Below are 17,711 nucleotides of genomic sequence, written 5' to 3' on the forward strand. Positions count from 1 at the left end.
ACCTCAAAGCGATTTACTTCTTCATCATTTCGAAGAACTCTGCGTTGTTCTTGGTCTGGCGGATCTTGTCCATCAGGAATTCCATCGCAGCAATTTCGTCCATGTCGTGCAACAATCGGCGCAGCACCCAAATCTTTTGTAGCAAATCGGGCTTGATCAGCAGTTCTTCGCGACGTGTTGAAGAACGGTTGATGTTGATGGCAGGGTACACACGCTTTTCCGCCATGCGGCGTTCCATGTGAATTTCCATGTTGCCGGTGCCCTTGAATTCTTCGTAAATCACTTCATCCATGCGGCTGCCGGTGTCTACCAGTGCAGTTGCGATAATGGTGAGCGATCCACCTTCTTCAATGTTACGGGCGGCACCGAAGAATCGTTTGGGGCGATGCAGGGCATTGGCGTCTACACCACCGGTCAGCACTTTGCCAGAAGACGGCACAACCGTGTTGTACGCACGAGCCAAACGGGTAATGGAGTCGAGCAGAATGACCACGTCGCGTTTGTGCTCAACCAGGCGCTTGGCCTTTTCAATCACCATTTCTGCAACTTGCACGTGGCGGGTTGCGGGTTCATCGAATGTGGAGGCGATTACTTCGCCACGCACTGAGCGCATCATTTCCGTGACTTCTTCGGGGCGTTCATCGATCAGCAACACAATCAAGGTGATGTCGGGGTGATTGGCGGTAATCGCGTGTGCAATGTGTTGCAGCATCACGGTTTTACCCGATTTCGGTGGGGCCACCAGCAAACCACGCTGGCCTTTACCAATGGGTGCCACTAGGTCGATGATACGGCCAGTGTTGTTTTCTTCGCCGCGCATGTCGCGTTCCAGCTTCAAGGGCTGGTTAGGGTGCAGCGGTGTCAGGTTTTCAAACAGAATTTTGTGTTTGCTGGCTTCAGGCGCTTCGCCGTTCACCTTGTCTACTTTCACCAGCGCAAAATAACGTTCACCGTCTTTGGGGGTGCGTACTTCACCTTCGATGCTGTCACCTGTGTGCAGGTTAAAGCGGCGAATCTGGCTGGGAGAAATGTAAATGTCGTCCGGGCTGGCCAGGTACGAGGTTTCTGGTGAGCGCAGGAAGCCAAAGCCATCAGGCAGCACTTCGAGCACACCATCACCAAAAATTTGCTCACCGTTTTTGGCGCGTTTCTTCAGGATTGCGAACATCAATTCCTGTTTGCGCATGCGGTTGGCGTTTTCAATTTCAAGGCCACCAGCCACTTCAAGCAGGGCAGAGACGTGTTGCGTTTTTAGTTCAGATAGATACATGTTTGGCTATTTGTGTAGGTGGCGAACGCCGCGAGGTAAACAGGTTAACAAAGGGTGGGGGTTGTACTGCAGTGAGGGGGTTCGATGCCCGGCACGTGCCGGGCGACTCAATCAATATTGTATTACAGGTGGCTGTCGATAAAGGCGGCCAGCTGTGATTTGGACAACGCGCCCACTTTCGTGGCCACTACGGCACCGTTCTTGAACAACATCAAGGTTGGAATGCCGCGAATGCCATACTTGGCAGGCGTTTCAGAATTCTCGTCCACGTTCATCTTGGCGATTTGCAGCTTGCCGTTGTATTCAGAGGACAAGTCATCAAGAATCGGCGCAATCATTTTGCAAGGACCACACCATTCAGCCCAGTAGTCGACCAGCACAGGGCCGTCGGTTTTCAAAACATCGCTGTCGAAAGATGCGTCACTGACGTGTTTGATCAGGTCACTGCTCATTTAAATCCTCAAGTGGGTAATTGCTTTGGAGGGTATTCACAAAGCATGTCCGGGTGATTAAAGCACACGCGCAGACCATGAAAGTTCTTCATTTAAGAAAATGCTATTCTGAATGGTACAGCGAAATTGAACTGAAACACAAACCCGCGCACGTTTTAATCGACTTAACGACATACATTAGCCCATACACGTTTTGACCCAACACTCTGTTTCTGTCGATCCTTTTCTAGCCACCCCATTTGCGGCGGCATTTGACTGGCTAAGCCGATCGGGGCTGGATGCCCGCCAGGTGTTGTGGGTGATGCCCCGCATAGAAACCGTGGGTAGCTTTAAGCGGCATTGGGCGCAACACCACGCGGGCCTTGCCACGCTAGGGCCTTGGGTTCAAACAGCCGACCGTTTAAGCCAGCCAGCCGCAATGGGCCCCTGGTTGGCCCTGCAAGCCGATTTGGTGGGTGTATTGCGGCAATTGCCTTTGTTGGGCGGTGGTTCATCGCCCTCTCAATTGTGGGGTTTGGCCCAGGAATACCTGGAGTTGGCTTTGCGACAGGTTTTGGTGCAAAAACGCAACACAAGTGCGCTGGCCCAGTATTGTGAGAACAACACTTTTGCTGCTGAAGAGGCTCAAGTGGTGGCCACACTGGCCCAAACCTATGCGACCGAGCTCATGGACCTGTTGCCCAAGCCAGCCAAACCCGAGGGCAGTCCGCCCGTGCAGGTGGTGTGGTTTGATGATGGCGAAACTGTGCCAGGCCTTTGGCTGGATCTGTTCTACCCCGAGGTGCCAGTGCAGGTGTTCAGGCTTCCTGCCATTGAGGGGCCGCAACCCTGGCAACAATTGGGCGCGAAGCGTTTTAACACCCAGCCCGGCCCCGTAGTGTTGCAGGTGGCGCCCGACGAAACCACGCAGGCCCAGCAGGCCGCACACCAAATTCTGGAATGGTTGCGAGAAGACCCAGTCAGCGAAATTGCTGTGGCGGTACTTGATCGCTTGGCTGCGCGCCGTATGGTGGGGCTGCTGGCTGAAGTGGGTGTGTTGGTAGATGACCGCACCGGGTGGCGTTTGTCCACATCGAATGTGGCGGGCTGGTTTGACCATCTGTTGCAACAGTTTGTAGAGCAGGGCCAGCTTACTGCCATTGCTCAGCCCTTTACCGGCTTGCCGCTTGAACACCTAGAGCCTTGGGCTTTCGGTAAAACAGGGAACCGTTACACGCTGGCGCAGTGGGCAGGCGCTTTCATGGCCCTGTTTGAAAAATATGATCTGGACACGGCTTTGCAGCCTGACGAGGCGGGGCAGCAGTTGCTGACCGTGCTGGGTTTGATGCGGCAGGTGCCTGCGCAAACCGAATTTGATTCACACGAATTTTTGGCAGCCTGGCGCAGCTGGGCTGAGTCACAACGTTTTCGCCCTCTCGACATTGAAAGCCCCGTGCGAATGGTGCCCTTGTTGAGCACGCGCATGCGGCAATTCAAGCGTGTGTTGGTGTTGGGTTGTGCACAGTCCCATTTTCAGGAAAGCCCACCCGGTTTGTTGCCACCTGCCGTGGCGCAGGAATTGGGTTTCCCCGGCCCGCGTCTGGCTCGCATTCAAAAAATATCTGCGTTGTACGAGTTGCTGTTGCACAGCGACGAAGTAACCTTGGTGCACAGCGCACAGGTAGCGGGCAAACCCGACATGTTGTTGCCTGAATTGATGTGGCTGGACATTGTGTTGCGAGATTCCGAAAACCACACCCAACATTGGGCCAGCTTCTGGCACCGCACGCCTTCCAATCTTGAAATTGAAGTGCGTGAATCACCCGAGCAGGCCTTGCAACTGACCGCCTTGAGCGATTCGGGTTCAATGCCTGATTCTTTAAGAGTGACAGCGCTTGACGACTGGAAGGCCTGTCGCCTTCGCTTCGGCTTGAAACACGCTTTGCCCTGGCCACCTCAACGTGATGAGGGTGCCATGCGTTATGAGCAACTGCGCGGAGTGTTTGTGCACAAGGTGCTGGAAAAAACAGCACAGCACATGGCCTTGCCTGGCCAGCCCGTGAATCAGTTGCAAGCCTGGAAACAAACACTGCTGGACCAGGCCCAGCTTGTGTGGAACACGCTAGAGTTGGACGATCGCGCAACTGTTTACCCCTTCCTGAAGTTTTTTGATCAAATTGTGCCGCGGCTGGCCGGTAAATTAATGGAACGTCAAATTCAGGGTTGGCAGTTCAAGGGTGCAGAGCAGCAGGTTGAACACACACTTGTATTGCAACCCAGCGGTGCCTCGCTTGCATTGAAAGGCCGCGTGGACAGGTTGGATACCCGGGGTGGCGCACTGGCGATTTCAGACATTAAATTTACCAACCTGCCGTGTTGAAAAAAAGACTGGCCGATCCTTTGAGCCAACCTCAGCTGCCTGCTTACCAGGCCATGTTGAATAGTCCCAGTGCGCAACTTGATTTCCTGGGCTTGCACAAAGACAAAGTGGATTGGGTCAGTTTTCCTCCATTAAATGATGAGTACAGCGAACAGGGTTTCAAGTCGTGGGGCGAGGTGTTGCTCCGTGAACTGGCCACTGAACTGAATTCGTTTTTTGATGGCAAAGCCGTTTGGCAAGCCAACCCTGGCGATGCCTGTGAGTACTGCGCCGTACGTGGCGTTTGCAGGCCCGAAACGCACCCCGCATTCAATGAAGTCATCAATGGTGAGGAGGGTGAAGATGACTGATTTGCGTACCAACTTCACCTCGATTGCCTGCAACCCGGCCAACAGCGTTGTTGTGGAGGCTTGCGCAGGCAGTGGCAAAACCTGGTTGCTCACCGCACGCCTGTTTCGTTTGCTGTTAAGTGGGGCAAGGCCTGATCAAATTTTGGCGATTACCTTCACACGCAAAGCCGCGCAAGAAATGCAGGAACGCCTGTTTGGTTTGTTGCGTGAATGTGCCTTGTTGAGTGACGACAAGCTGAGCGCTTTGTTGACCGAACGCGGAGCCGTGGCCAATGAGACCAACCTGAGCAAGGCGCGTGCGCTTGCGGGCGAGGTGCTGACCAATTCACGTGGGGTGACCATCGACACGTTCCATGGCTGGTTCGCGTCTTTGTGCCAAATGGCACCCTTGGCCAGTGGCTTTTCAAGGCAAAGCGAACCCACCGATCAAACCGGGTTCTGGATGGACATGGCCATTGATGTGTTCACAGCCAATTTGCTGAACGATCAATCGGAATTGCTGCCAGCCTTTGACACGCTGGCCTCACAAATGGACCGTGCCGTGGTGCGCCAGGTGTTGCAGCATGCGTTGACCAATCGCGTGGCTTGCAGCCTGTGGTTGCACAACAGCGAAGCACCACCGTTGAACATGGTGTTTGGCATTGATGAAGGCGAACAATGGCCTGTCGAAGTGTTGAACAACAAGCATTATCTGGAGCAATGGCAACAAGCTGCACGCTGGCTGGCCTTGGGCACGGCGAAGCAACAGGGCCATGCTGTGGAAATTGAAAAGGCACTGACTGCATTGCGGGAAGGTGGCGATGTAGGGGATGTTTTTGAGCAGCTGAAAGCGGTTTGTTTGACCGCAAAAAATGAACCGAGCAAAAACTTTTTCAAGATCACTGCGGGCCAGAAAACAGCGGTGGATGAAACAGACTATGTTCAAACCTTGGAGGGCTTGGCCCTGCAAACAGCACAGGCCTTGCAACTTGAAAAAGACCAGCTCGACATGCAGGCCACAGCTGCTTTGGCGCAATTGATTGAGCCGCTGTTTGACACGTATAAATCAATCAAGCTTGAGCAGGGTTTGTGCGATTTCGATGACCTTGAAGCCACCGCATTGCGCATGTTGATGAATGATGAACAGCGCGCTTACATGCAGCAAAAACTGGACACGCGCGTGCGTCATTTGTTGGTGGATGAATTTCAAGACACCAACCCGGTGCAATGGAATATCTTGAAACTTTGGTTGCAAGACTACAGTGGTGATGACAAGCCCAGCGTATTTTTGGTGGGCGATCCGAAACAATCAATTTACCGTTTTCGACGGGCCGAGGCGCGCTTGTTCAACCACGCGCGCACCTGGCTTGTGGAAAACTTCGCAGCCAAAACTTTGGAATCGGATTCAACACGGCGTTGTGCGCAGTCTGTGGTTGATGTGGTCAACACCGTGTTCGAGCCGGGGCAAACGCGGGGGCAAACTGCCTTTCGCACACACACCAGTTTGGCTGGAAAAAGTGAATCAACGCTGAGCGGCTTGAATGTTTATCCCAAACTGCTCAAAGAAGAGGAAGGCCCCGATGAAGCGCAGCGTGTGGTGCACACCCTGCAACAGTGGCTGGCCAATGGCAGCATCCAGAATTTGAGTGAAGTGATGGTGCTGGTGCGCGCCCACAAAAGTGGTGTGCCCCTCATGGCTGCTCTGCGTGAAGCCGGTTTGGCTTACACCATCAAAGACAAAGGCGAGCGTTACACCTCGCAGGTATGGGGTGACACCATTGCACTACTGGGTTTTCTGAATGACCCACATGCCAATTTGCACCTGCTGCAATTGTTGCGTTGCCCCCTCATTGGGCTTTCTTCACCGCAATTTCAGGCGCTGATTCAAGCGGGTAAAACAACCCAGAACACCACTGGGGCCAACACCGTGTGGAGTACGCTGGAGGCCTTGGCCGGGCAACATGAGAGACCATGGGCGAACTTGCATGCGCAATTGTCGGAATGGCTGCGCATGGCGCGCGCCTTGCCGCTGTTTGAAACCCTGTCCAAAGTTGTTACCGATACCAAGGCCTCTGAAAAATATTTGAATTCAGCCTCGCCGCGTCAGCGGGTCATGATGGCTGAGCACTGGGATTGGTTAAAAGCTTGGGCACTGGGTTTGAACAAGGGTCGTTTTCCAAGCCTGCAGCACGCTTTGTATGAGGCTGTGAAACTGCAAACCTATGCCAGCTCCGACAGCGAAGGCGCAGCCAACAACCCGGATGTCTTGCGTATCATGACCGTGCATTCCGCCAAGGGCCTTGAGGCCAAACACGTGTGGCTGTTCGATGCAAACTCGTCGCCCAAACCCGGTGGCAGCAATGCGGGTTTGCTGATTGATTGGGCTTTGGGTGAATCGCACCCCAACTCAGTCACAGTGATGGGCAATTTGAGCAACCCCAGCCCAGGCCGCGCATCTGCTCAAACCATTGAGCAACAAGCTTATGCCGATGAGGAAGACCACTTGCTGTATGTGGCGCTAACCCGCGCCCGGTATTCCATTCACTTAAGTGGCAGTGAAAAGCGTGGGGCCAGCAAGGGTTGGTATGAACGCTTACTGCCTTTTGCCTCGCTAGTGCACAACACTTGGCCAACTTTTGAAAGTGTAATAAATGCATCCGATGAAGCCAGGCAAGGGCCCGCCCAAATTGAATTGGCTGGGCTGTTCGATCCCCCCGCCGTGTGGGTACGCCCGCAGTTTCCGGTACTGAAAGCATTGAATGCGCCTGTGGGCAAGGTGGTGCCTCGTATTACCACGCCCGAATTGCGAAAAGGTACAGCCTGGCATGCAGCGCTTGAATGGGTTGACGAGCTGTTTGATGTGCCTTTCGACACCTGGTGGGCGCGGGTGTTGGTGCGCTGCGAGGCGGTGTTTCGACCCCTGCGGGACGATGAATTGTTGCAGGTGGAGCAAGCCTGCCGTTTGTTGGTGGATAAGGCTGATTTGCAGCCGTGGTTGCAAGGTGCTGTGGTCAGCAACCACCGTGTGTTCAATGAACTGGAATGGGTGCTGGGCGATGGCCGATCGCTGCGGGCTGACCGGGTGCTTGAGTTGCCCGACCGTTTTCTGGTGCTGGACTACAAATGGGCAGTAAATTCAGGCAATTTGCAGGGCTATACTCAGCAAGTACTTGAATACGTGGGTTTAGTTGACCTTACCCTGAACAAGGGCAATAAACTGGCGCCCACACAAGCTGCACTGATTGACCGGCATGGCGAAGTTCACTGGCTGACTTCGGTGTAGAATTCAGTCTGGCGGGCCTCCCCGCATGGCGTAGCGGCCAACCTGGTCAGGTCCGGAAGGAAGCAGCCACAACCGTGAAGTCAGTGCCGGGGTTCTGGCTCGCCTCTTAATTTGTTGGACCCAGCGCGGAATCAACCGTGGACACAAACGTGGACCCAATCTGAATGAATCAAACTGTATCTCAGGCTTTGGCTCGAAAATGGCGACCGCGAGACTTTGATTCGCTGGTGGGTCAGGCCCATGTGGTCAAAGCCCTTTCCCACGCTCTCGACAATCAACGCCTGCACCACGCCTATTTGTTTACCGGCACCCGCGGTGTAGGCAAAACCACCATTGCCCGAATTCTGGCCCGCGCCGTGAACTGCGAGCAGGGAATTAGCCGCACGCCTTGTGGCAAGTGCCAGGCTTGTGTCGAAATCAGCCAGGGCCGGTTTGTCGATTTGCTGGAAGTGGATGCAGCCACCAACACGCGCGTGGATGAGATGCGTGCCCTGCTTGAAAACGCCATGTACGCGCCCACGGCAGGCCGCTACAAGGTGTATGTCATCGATGAAGTGCACATGCTGTCGACCAGCGCCTTCAATGCGATGCTGAAAACGCTGGAAGAACCACCGGGCCATGTGCTGTTTATTTTGGCTACCACCGATCCACAAAAAATTCCAGCCACGGTGTTGTCGCGTTGCCTGCAATTTGCCTTGCGCCAATTGCCGCCCGACCAGCTTGCAGATCACCTGGCTCACATTCTGACGGAAGAGAAAATTGCCTTCGAGCCCGGTGCACTGCGCCTGTTGGCCAAGGCTGCACGCGGCAGTGTGCGTGATGCACTTTCACTGACTGACCAGGCCATTGCCTACAGTGCAGGCCATGTGGGTGAAGAAACCGTACGAACCATGCTGGGCGCAGTCGACCAGCAGGTGGTGCACCAGTTGCTGCAAGCCCTGGCTGTTGGCGATGGCAAGGCTTTGCTTGAATTAAGCAATGCGCTGGCCACAGCCAGTGCGCCATTTGGCGCCATTCTCGACGAACTGGCCGCCATTGCTTACCGGCTTTCGGTTGCGCATTTTGCGGGCGGGCTTGATGCCGACGACCCCGACCAGGCGGCGCTACAAAACCTGCAAGGTGCTTTTGGTGCCGAAGACCTGCAACTGATTTATCAAATTGCCACCCATGCCCGTGCTGAATTGCATTTGGCCCCAGAGGAACACATTGGGTTCTCCATGGCGCTGGTGCGCATGTTGGCCTTCAAGCCGGGTGGGCAAGTTGCGGTAGGCCGTACCATGCCCTTGGCTCCAGCAGCCATCAAAGCGACCGTTCCCCTGTTGGCAGCCAAACCCGCTGCGGCTAAACCAGTGGTGGCTGCTGTGCCTGCAATGCCTGTTGAGGTTCCCGCTGAGGTCCCTGCTGCGCCTGTCATGGAGTCGACCACACCCAAGGGCCCATCGCCTGCGCTTGTGGAGGAATTCGATGAGTCGCCGCCGTGGGACACCGCCGATGATTTGCCTGTGGCGCAATCGAAGCCCGTTGTGCCTGCATCTGCACCAGCGTCGGAATTTAAACCGCAACCGGCTTATACCCAATCAGCCAATGGCCATTTGCCCAGTGCGGCCAACTGGCCGCAGGTGTCTCAAGAAGTGCCTGCCAAGGGATTGACCCGCCAGGCGCTTGTGCAGGCCGAACTGGTTGAGGCCAGTCGGGATGGCGAGGTGCTGCACATTGTTTTGCGCACAGCAATTAAAGCCTACACCGAACCCAGCATGGCGACCCGTCTTGAGAGCGCACTGGGCCAGTACTATGGAAGCACTGTCCGTTTGCAAATGCAGTTTGGTGAGGCACAGCAAACCGCGCATGCGGTGCAAAGTGAAACCCGCAGGCAAGCCCTTGAAGGCGCCAAGCAAGCCTTGCAGGAAGACCCGTTTTTAAAAGACATTCAGAACTTGATGGGCGCAACTGTGGTCTCAGGTTCAGAACGCACGCTGAGCAACACAGGCCCAGCTGATATTTGACAGGAGAGATTTCGACATGAACATGATGAAAGGCCAACTGGCCGGCTTGATGAAACAAGCCCAGCAAATGCAGGAAAAGATGGCCAAAATGCAGGCCGAAATTGGTGCGCTTGAAGTGGAAGGGCAATCGGGCGGCGGCATGGTGAAAGTGGTGATGACCTGCAAGCACGATTGCAAGCGCATTACGATTGACCCATCGCTGTTGGGCGAAGACAAGGATATGCTGGAAGACCTGGTGGCTGCTGCATTCAATGACGCTGTAAGAAAGGCCGAAGCCACTATGACTGAAAAAATGTCCTCAGTCACAGCCGGTTTCCCAATGCCACCCGGCTTCAAAATGCCATTCTAAGCAACACCCATGAGCCGTTCCGCGTTTGACGCCTTTGATGGCCTCGACCCCTTGGTTGATCTGGTGCAGGCGCTCAAGCGCTTGCCCGGCGTGGGGCCGAAGTCGGCGCAACGCCTGGCTTTTCATTTGCTGCAAAACGATCGCCAAGCAGCCACAGCACTTGGCGAATCGCTGCTGAAAGCTGTGGCAGAAATTCGCCATTGCAGCATGTGCAACAATTTTTGCCATGCCGATGTGTGTTCCATTTGCAGCGACACCCGCCGTAACCCAGGTTTGCTGTGTGTGGTTGAAACCCCAGCCGACTTGGCTGCGATTGAGGCCACTCAAACTTATCGAGGCTATTACTACGTGTTGATGGGCAGGGCATCGCCTTTGGATGGTGTGCGCCCCGAGTCGCTGGATTGGCCCAAATTAAGCCAGCGCCTGGATGACAGCGAAGTGAAGGAAGTCATTTTGGCCACCAACTTCACCAACGAGGGCGAGGCCACAGCCGTGTTTCTCACCGACCGAATTCGCCGTATGGCACTGAAGGTTAGTCGTCTCGCCCGTGGCGTGCCTATAGGTGGCGAGCTTGAATACACCGACCCCAGCACCGTGGCGCGGGCTTTGCTGGATCGTCGCCAGTTGGGCTCTGACCCGGAATAACTCTTTTATTTTTGCCAGCGGCTTTCCATGACCAATCCTTCTGAGCAACCTTCCACCACCAACCTTGGTCCTTTGGCGGGCATCCGTGTGCTTGAATTGGGTTCACTGATTGCCGGGCCGTTTGCCAGCCGAATGCTCGGCGAATTCGGTGCCGAAGTCATCAAGGTTGAAACCCCAGGCAGTGGCGATCCGATTCGTAAATGGCGTGTGCTGCACGAGGGCAATTCCCTGTGGTGGGCTGTGCAGGCCCGCAACAAAAAATCAATTACCCTGAATTTAAAAGCCGAAGAAGGGCTGGCTGTATTGCGCAAGCTGATCGAAAGCGCTGACATGCTGGTGGAAAATTTCCGCCCAGGCCAACTCGAAAAGTGGGGCTTAAGCCCAGAACAATTGCAGGCCATGAACCCGGGCCTGATTGTGGTTCGCCTGAGCGGCTATGGCCAAACTGGCCCCTACAAAGACCGCCCCGGTTTTGGTGCCATTGCGGAATCGATTGGTGGCATGCGGTTTTTAAGTGGCGACACCGACCGCCCGCCTGTGCGTGTGGGTATTTCGATTGGCGATTCACTGGCCGGTTTGCATGCAGTAATCGGTGCGCTGATGGCTTTGCAGCACCGCCATAAAACCGGCAAGGGGCAGGTTGTGGACGTGGCGCTGTATGAATCGGTGTTCAACATGATGGAAAGCCTGCTGCCCGAATATGACTTTGCTGGTGTGGTTCGCAAACGTTCCGGTGCAAGTTTGCCGGGCATTGTGCCATCGAACACTTACACCTGCGGTTGCGGCGGATTCATTGTGATTGGTGGCAATGGTGACGCCATTTTCAAGCGCCTGATGGTGGCAATTGGTCGAAGCGATTTCTCAGAAAACCCCGACATGGCCAGCAACGATGGCAGAGTTCGCCACACCGAGTTGATTGACAGCACCATTGCCCAGTGGTGCCAGGAACGCAGCATTGACGAGGCGCTTGAAGTGCTCGAAAAAGCCGATGTGCCTGTCAGCAAAATTTACAGCATTGAAGACATTGTGCGCGACCCGCAATTTGCTGCACGCGGCATGATTGAAGAACATGCCTTTGGCGACGACCGTACTTTGAAAGTGCCGGGTATTGTGCCCAAGTTAAGCGACACACCCGGCCAAACCCGCTGGCTTGGGCCCAAGCTGGGTGAGCACAATGCGCAAGTGTTGGCAGGGCTGGGTTATTCGGCTGAAGAGATTCAGCAGATGAAGGATGGTGGGGTGATTTGAATGGAAGTTTGTCATTCCTGATTTGCCGCAACCTTGCACCATTGCGCTCTGATCAAGCTGAATTCTGGATTTGCAGCGCATCGCTCATTCTGCCTTGATCCAAGTCGAATTCCCCGGTGTTGAATCTTGCTTGGGGCAAGCGAAACGCAAAAGCGTCTTCGCATCGGTCCTTGCAGGAACCGCCCCTCGCTTCGAATCAAACCGGGCGACTTGATCTGAAGTCGGCAGAACGATGCGATGCTGCTGCAAATCTGAATTCACGAAAGCCACGGTGACTGGCACGGATAAGAAACCGGATCGCGAAAAAAAGTCGACTCACAGCAAACCGTTATTTAGCTTGGTTCCTTACCGACAGTCGTGTTAGGTGAGCACAAGCGAACTTTGACCCGTTTGTTTTTAACAAACGTCGCCACAGCAGCCTCTTTCAATTTTGCTAAATCTATTTTTTTCGGAGGAAGTAGATTTAAGTTCACCCTTCTCGTATCTAGCCAGAATATTAGATTCAAAATTATCAAATTTTTTCATTTGGCCCACTCCCGCTCAAATAACCCCGAGTCGCTTTTATGCTTGGAATCACCGTCTTCAAGAAAATGTAGTCAGCAGATTGTGTACCTATTGTCACCTTGTATGCTTGAACTCTACCTCTTCGGAGTTACTTCATTCACCCCTCATTTTGCAAGCTCAACTGATCCATTGATACTCATTGTTTTGTATGCAAATGAGGTGACTTTTGACAAGGCCAATTGTAAATGGACGGGCACAAGTTGTTCTCGGGGATACCACCACTCATGGTGGGAAGGTTGTTTCAGGCAGCCCAACTACTGTTTGGGGACCTGCAAACAAACCCATAGCAAGGGTCGGCGACATGGTCACCTGTCCAAAATGTAAGCCGCATTTATTTCCTACCGTTGAGGGGGAAAGCTTTTTCACTGATAACCACATGGCTATTGCTCTTCATGGCCACAAAGTTGCATGCGGAGCTCTGTTAATTGCGCAGGCAAGGCCTAGTAATTTCAAGTTTGATCCAGCTGACGTAATTTACGATGATCGATACATTATTCGAGATGAAAATGGAGTCGGCATTCCGAATGTGTTTTACGGAGTCAGGTTCCCCAGCGGGTCAGTTTCTTTTTTCACTGCTGATGAGCAAGGAGAGACTGAATTTTTTGATACCGAGGATCAGATTAAAGATCTTGAGTTTTTTATCGCTGGGTAGGTGTTGAAAATGAATGATGAAACGATTAAAGCCCCCAGCGGTGAGATGCTCCGCAAAATTGCGCAGCGTAAAACCACTGTAAGTACTGATACTGTGCCGAAGGTTATAAACACGGATTCCACCACAATAGAAGTAGTCATTAGTGCTGGAAAAATTCTGTCAAAGACCTCCCAGTTCGGACACGCTGCAATCATTATTGACGGGATTGCCTATTCAATGGGACCAGAGGGCTACAGCGCAATTTTTTCTGGTGCGGAGTACATTTTGAAGCAGCAACGGTTCCGTGACTCTGCTGGTTTTACGCTGAGGCTCGGCAGAAAGGAAAAGTTAACCATTAAGCAGGAGTTGCAGCGGCGGGTGTCTGCAAATAAGCCTTACAACATGATTGACAACAGTTGTTCGTCAAATGTGGCTGAGGTTTTAGGGTATGGCAATATTGTTGCCTATGATCCAAGATACCTTCCAGGCTTGGTTACCCCAGGCGATCTGTTTATTGCCCTTGGTCGATCAAAAAGGCTCGCAAAAAAGACTGTTTATGAAAAGCTCAATTAGTGCCAATCTTTGTTCTGGAACCATATTTAAATCAGCGTTGTGTGTATTGTTTTTGCTGGCTTGTGGTGAAAAACCTGTCGAATGGACGCCTATTTTTTTGTTGAAGGAAGTAAAGGTGTTTTCCAGAATCGACGGCATTCAGCATCAAGTACTCTTCTCTGCTTTACCCGGTGAAATTTGTGAGCTTGGTGAAAATGTTGAGGGCAAGGTTTTTCTGAATACCCGCATTCGATGCAGTCGTGGCGAAGGTTGGGCCCAATTAAGTGGGGATGATTATCGGGTCAATGGCAGGTAAGCGCTTGAAATCAGATCTGCTTAATTGAGTTGTTCCATGCATGAGAAATTGGCTAACAGCCCCTGCACGATTCTGGCGAGGAGCGTTCAAAAGGTGTTTGAGTGGATCTTGTCGGGTAACTTAATGCAAATTACGCAAGGGATTCAATGTGAGTTGGCCATTTGCCGGAGCGGGTCAGGTTGAGCGAAGGGTTAGGATTCAGCCTCACTGTCGAGCTTCGCTGCAGCCAGCCACGACCTATGTTGTCTTGTTGCAGCTCGAAGTGAAAGACGCATAAGATGCGCTACAACAAAGGGTGACGCTCCCGCGGTGAATAGTCCCCGGCAACAATGGATGCCTTTACTTGAAAGCTGACCACTGCGGTTGGTTTGGTTGGGATGTCCAGGTTCAAGCTCCGCGAGTACACCGGATTTACGCAGTGTGAGAATCTCAGCGTTGGCTTGCTCAATCTCAGCACGTGCAACCGCAATTTGTCGTCGCAGCTTCCGCTCGAGGCTCGCTAGTTCTCCAAGGTAAGTTCGTTCGGCAGCTTCAAAGTTGAGTCCTCGAAACGAAATCGAGAGTACAAACTTTCGACTCATCTCAAAAGATAGTTTCTCGCGAAAATACCGCACTTTTTTCAAAGCCCCGTCTTCGTATTGAGATGCATCATCGATCATACGCAACAATGGGTATCTTCCCACATCGGCGGTCAAAGCATGCGTTTGGTGAGCGATGAGGTTTCGGTAGTCCACGAGATCTTTGAGTTCGTCTGACTCCTGCTGGGACAGTACGCTATCGTCAACCAAAATGCCCCAAGCCTTTTTGTAGAGGTTCTTCGTGCCGGGTGGAAGGCGACCGCAGTTTGGAAGGCCGCGAATCTGGTCGGTTGAGCGGATTGACTCAACGACGAAGTGTTTGAGGTCTTCGATGTAAAAGAGCACGAGTACCATCTCCAACGCGCGTCGCTTCAGTTCATTCTTTTCGAACGCGCCTAGACGATTACCGCGTGGAAAATGGTTTTTCATCGATTGACTCAGGACCGTTTGTTAGAACCCTCGCGAGGCTCAAAATCTTTCTTTCTCTAAGTTATACCGTATTTCGCACCAGCGTAAGCCAATAATCTGGTGTTTGGCGTAATCGGTTCCAGGCATTCGCGAAGTTCGCTTTGCCGTCATTCCGCCTTCAAGAAAGCCTGCCCGTTTGCTGAATTTACTGTCCGGTCGGCAAGGCCGAAAGCGCAGTCCGCCAGCTTTTTAGCGGGTGCGCTTAGGACAAGGAAATACAGCAAACAGGGGGCATTCAGGTTTTCTGGCGGAGGAGGGCATGCGACTTTGCGAGTGCCAGATAAAGAACGGGCCTAGAACTTCACGAATGTAATTTAACGAACCACCTCACGCTTTCAACAACCCATCCAGCGTTATCGAATCTTTCACAAACGCCCGAATGCCTTCCGCAAGTTTTTCAGTGCCCATGGCATCGGCATTCAATTCAAAGCGAAAAGCCGCTTCGCCGTCGGGGAATGTTTCACGTGGCTGCGCAAGTGCCCAATCAATGCCCAGGTCGACCTTCAGTGGCGCATCGTCCGCCCGCAGTTCAGCCAACAACTCAGGGCTGATGGTAAGCAGGTCGCAACCCGCGAGCGCCTTGATTTGCCCCGCATTGCGAAAGCTGGCCCCCATTACTTCCGTGCGAATTTCATTTTGTTTGTAGTAGGCGTAAATGCGGCGCACCGATTGCACGCCAGGGTCGTTCACGCCCGCATTGGCAGCTTCATCCCAATTGCTACCAGCCGATTTTTTGTACCAGTCATAAATTCGACCCACAAAAGGTGAAATCAATTGAACACCGGCTTTGGCGCAAGCATGCGCTTGAATGGGCGAGAACAGGAGTGTGAGGTTGCAATGAATGCCCTCTGCTTCAAGGGCTTTCGCTGCTTGAATGCCTTCCCAGGTGGAGGCGATTTTGATCAACAGGCGTTTTTCTGTCGCAATGCCTTCAGCCCGGTACAGGGACACAATTCGCTTTGCGCGGGCAATGGTGGCCTCTGTGTCAAAGCTAAGCCTCGCATCCACTTCGGTGGAAACACGACCAGGAATAATTTTCAGAATTTCAGTGCCAAAAGCCACCAACAGGCGATCGGTTTGCAGCTCAAGCGGCTCATGACCATATGCAACCTTGATTTGCTCCAGCAGGGGCAAATATTGTGGTTTTTGAACTGCTTTTAAAATCAGCGATGGGTTGGTGGTGGCGTCTTGGGGAAGAAAGGCGGCAATCGCCTGAAAGTCACCCGTGTCAGCCACCACAGTGGTGGCTTGTTTCAGTTGTTCTAATGCGTTGCTCATGGCTTGATGGTGGCGAAAATTCAACGAAGTACGCTTCAGTATAGGCTTTTAACGCATTTATTTGATGAATGAAATAGTATCCTTTGAACAGGAATTAAAAAAACACAACAAACAATGAGTACTCGCCATGTATTCTGAACAAGAATTGGAACAACAACCCTTGATTGATGATGATCAATGGGGACGCCTCGAGAGTGAATTGGGGCTTGAAATGCTGCAGGAATTCGCACAGGAGTTTTTCGAAGAAACGCGTGAAATCTGGTTTGTGCCCGGTTTTGATCCTTTCTCCATCGAGGAAAAAGCGTTTAAATCCATGGCGCACCGAAGCGCGGGTGCAGCGGGCACCATCGGTTTCAAAAAACTCAGGTTCGCTTTTTTGTGCATGGAGCACAATCCGCTTGGGGATGAAACCCGGCATTACCTGTCGGCCATGGCCACTATTTTTCAATCGACCCAGGACTGGGTACAAAGCAAGCAATAAATCATGCAATATTCTTCGGCACGGCCCTGGGCAAGCCTGGGCCTGGCAATTAGTCTTGGTGCGTTGGGTTTGGCACTGTTCTTTCAAATCAGCAAAGAATGGTTTCCGTGCCCGTTGTGCATTATTCAGCGTTATGCCTACCTTGCAACAGCCTTTGGCTTTTTGGGCATTGGTTTGACCAGTCGAAAAAGTATGTGGTCAGCGGTGTTTGTGTTGTTGGCACTGCTTGGCTTTGTGGCGGGTGCGGGCGTGGCTTTCTACCATGTGTGGGTGTTGTCGAACCCGGCTCAAACCTGCGGCGTTGACCCCCTGCAAAACACTTTGAATGCTTTACCCTGGGTTCAGTATTGGCCCGATATGTTCGTTGCCGACGGTTTGTGTACCGATGAATATCCACCTTTGTGGGGTTTGTCATTGCCCATGTGGAGCGGGCTTGGTTTTCTGGCGCAAGGCCTTGTGTTGTTGATTGCCGTTCGTACCCGGCAGTACGTCAAAGGCTCATGGTAATTGGGTTGGCAAGGGTCACCCAGTTCTGGGTGCTTTGGCTGGTCATTTGCTTTCTTTCCAGGGTTTCCATGTAGCCCAGCAAGGCACCCAGTGCGTCCATGGCATGCGGATTTTTGCTCTGCCTGACAGCGTGCAAAACCACGGCCAGTGCATCGTCAAGATTGGCGTCGCTGTCCTGCAAAGGAGCGGCCATTTGAAGCTCAACAGTTTCCGGGAAACGGAAGTCGTGTTTGGGTGTGGCGTGCAGTTGTATGGTTTGCATGATGGTGAACCTGGATCTGACTTGATCCAAGAATCTCATCTTTGCCGCTGTGCCCACTTTCTGAATAAACCACTTTTTTTGATCCAGTTCAGCAGATCCCCGAAACGGACCCCACCGATCGGGCGATCATTTTTTT

The 17,711-nt window shown here is 52.9% G+C and carries 17 protein-coding genes and 1 other RNA gene; 13 read left to right on the forward strand and 5 right to left on the reverse strand.

Annotated features, from left to right (window positions below):
- Positions 1-13 precede the first annotated feature (13 nt).
- Entirely contained in the window at positions 14-1,270 is a 1,257-nt protein-coding gene (gene rho / locus BSZ31_RS07990; protein WP_008250210.1) for a transcription termination factor Rho, read from the reverse strand.
- A gap of 122 nt (positions 1,271-1,392) precedes the next feature.
- Positions 1,393-1,722, reverse strand: a complete 330-nt coding sequence (gene trxA, locus BSZ31_RS07995) for a thioredoxin TrxA (protein ID WP_105028303.1) — start codon at positions 1,720-1,722, stop codon at positions 1,393-1,395.
- A gap of 193 nt (positions 1,723-1,915) precedes the next feature.
- On the opposite strand from trxA, the gene BSZ31_RS17545 reads away from it, so the two are divergent.
- The 11 genes from BSZ31_RS17545 to BSZ31_RS08045 all read left to right on the forward strand — a co-directional run bounded on the left by BSZ31_RS17545 (position 1,916) and on the right by BSZ31_RS08045 (position 14,001).
- The gene (locus tag BSZ31_RS17545; protein WP_105028304.1) at positions 1,916-4,081 is read left to right on the forward strand and encodes a PD-(D/E)XK nuclease family protein; all 2,166 of its coding nucleotides are present in this window, start codon (positions 1,916-1,918) and stop codon (positions 4,079-4,081) included.
- 20 nt (positions 4,082-4,101) lie between these two features.
- The gene (locus BSZ31_RS17550) at positions 4,102-4,431 is read left to right on the forward strand and encodes a PD-(D/E)XK nuclease family protein (protein ID WP_206018568.1); all 330 of its coding nucleotides are present in this window, start codon (positions 4,102-4,104) and stop codon (positions 4,429-4,431) included.
- On the forward strand, positions 4,424-7,693 hold the full coding sequence (locus BSZ31_RS08005) for an exodeoxyribonuclease V subunit beta (RefSeq protein WP_206018569.1): 3,270 nt from the start codon (positions 4,424-4,426) through the stop codon (positions 7,691-7,693). The genes BSZ31_RS17550 and BSZ31_RS08005 overlap by 8 nt, the downstream gene beginning before the upstream one ends.
- 10 nt (positions 7,694-7,703) lie before the next feature.
- Positions 7,704-7,800, forward strand: an RNA gene (gene ffs, locus BSZ31_RS08010) — signal recognition particle sRNA small type.
- A 57-nt stretch (positions 7,801-7,857) separates the two neighbouring features.
- Positions 7,858-9,696, forward strand: coding sequence for a DNA polymerase III subunit gamma/tau (gene dnaX, locus BSZ31_RS08015; protein WP_105028306.1), 1,839 nt, complete (start codon positions 7,858-7,860; stop codon positions 9,694-9,696).
- Positions 9,697-9,718: 22 nt separating this feature from the next.
- Positions 9,719-10,045, forward strand: a complete 327-nt coding sequence (locus BSZ31_RS08020) for a YbaB/EbfC family nucleoid-associated protein (protein WP_040512993.1) — start codon at positions 9,719-9,721, stop codon at positions 10,043-10,045.
- A gap of 9 nt (positions 10,046-10,054) precedes the next feature.
- Positions 10,055-10,690, forward strand: coding sequence for a recombination mediator RecR (recR, locus tag BSZ31_RS08025; RefSeq protein ID WP_008250216.1), 636 nt, complete (start codon positions 10,055-10,057; stop codon positions 10,688-10,690).
- 27 nt (positions 10,691-10,717) lie between these two features.
- Positions 10,718-11,938, forward strand: coding sequence for a CaiB/BaiF CoA-transferase family protein (locus BSZ31_RS08030; RefSeq protein WP_105028307.1), 1,221 nt, complete (start codon positions 10,718-10,720; stop codon positions 11,936-11,938).
- A gap of 730 nt (positions 11,939-12,668) precedes the next feature.
- Positions 12,669-13,154, forward strand: a complete 486-nt coding sequence (locus BSZ31_RS08035; protein ID WP_105028308.1) for a PAAR domain-containing protein — start codon at positions 12,669-12,671, stop codon at positions 13,152-13,154.
- Between the two features lie 9 nt (positions 13,155-13,163).
- Positions 13,164-13,706, forward strand: coding sequence for a hypothetical protein (locus tag BSZ31_RS08040; protein WP_146106635.1), 543 nt, complete (start codon positions 13,164-13,166; stop codon positions 13,704-13,706).
- The gene (locus BSZ31_RS08045; protein WP_146106636.1) at positions 13,690-14,001 is read left to right on the forward strand and encodes a hypothetical protein; all 312 of its coding nucleotides are present in this window, start codon (positions 13,690-13,692) and stop codon (positions 13,999-14,001) included. The genes BSZ31_RS08040 and BSZ31_RS08045 overlap by 17 nt, the downstream gene beginning before the upstream one ends.
- 191 nt (positions 14,002-14,192) lie before the next feature.
- On the opposite strand, the gene BSZ31_RS08050 is transcribed toward BSZ31_RS08045, so the two are convergent.
- Both BSZ31_RS08050 and tal read right to left on the reverse strand, forming a co-directional pair.
- A complete protein-coding gene (locus tag BSZ31_RS08050) occupies positions 14,193-15,008 on the reverse strand; it encodes a hypothetical protein (protein WP_105028311.1) in 816 nt (271 codons plus the stop codon).
- Positions 15,009-15,374: 366 nt separating this feature from the next.
- On the reverse strand, positions 15,375-16,325 hold the full coding sequence (tal, locus tag BSZ31_RS08055; RefSeq protein ID WP_105028312.1) for a transaldolase: 951 nt from the start codon (positions 16,323-16,325) through the stop codon (positions 15,375-15,377).
- Positions 16,326-16,452: 127 nt separating this feature from the next.
- On the opposite strand from tal, the gene BSZ31_RS08060 reads away from it, so the two are divergent.
- Both BSZ31_RS08060 and BSZ31_RS08065 read left to right on the forward strand, forming a co-directional pair.
- On the forward strand, positions 16,453-16,806 hold the full coding sequence (locus tag BSZ31_RS08060) for a hypothetical protein (RefSeq protein WP_105028313.1): 354 nt from the start codon (positions 16,453-16,455) through the stop codon (positions 16,804-16,806).
- A 3-nt stretch (positions 16,807-16,809) separates the two neighbouring features.
- The gene (locus BSZ31_RS08065; protein ID WP_105028314.1) at positions 16,810-17,313 is read left to right on the forward strand and encodes a disulfide bond formation protein B; all 504 of its coding nucleotides are present in this window, start codon (positions 16,810-16,812) and stop codon (positions 17,311-17,313) included.
- On the opposite strand, the gene BSZ31_RS08070 is transcribed toward BSZ31_RS08065, so the two are convergent.
- Positions 17,297-17,575: a hypothetical protein gene (locus BSZ31_RS08070; protein WP_105028315.1), complete on the reverse strand. Its 279-nt coding sequence runs from the start codon at positions 17,573-17,575 to the stop codon at positions 17,297-17,299. The two genes, BSZ31_RS08065 and BSZ31_RS08070, sit on opposite strands and share 17 nt — an antisense overlap.
- Between the last annotated feature and the right edge of the window lie 136 nt (positions 17,576-17,711).

Origin of the sequence: Limnobacter sp. SAORIC-690 (genome assembly GCF_002954425.1) — a bacterium.
In the GTDB taxonomy this organism is placed as follows: domain Bacteria; phylum Pseudomonadota; class Gammaproteobacteria; order Burkholderiales; family Burkholderiaceae_B; genus Limnobacter; species Limnobacter profundi.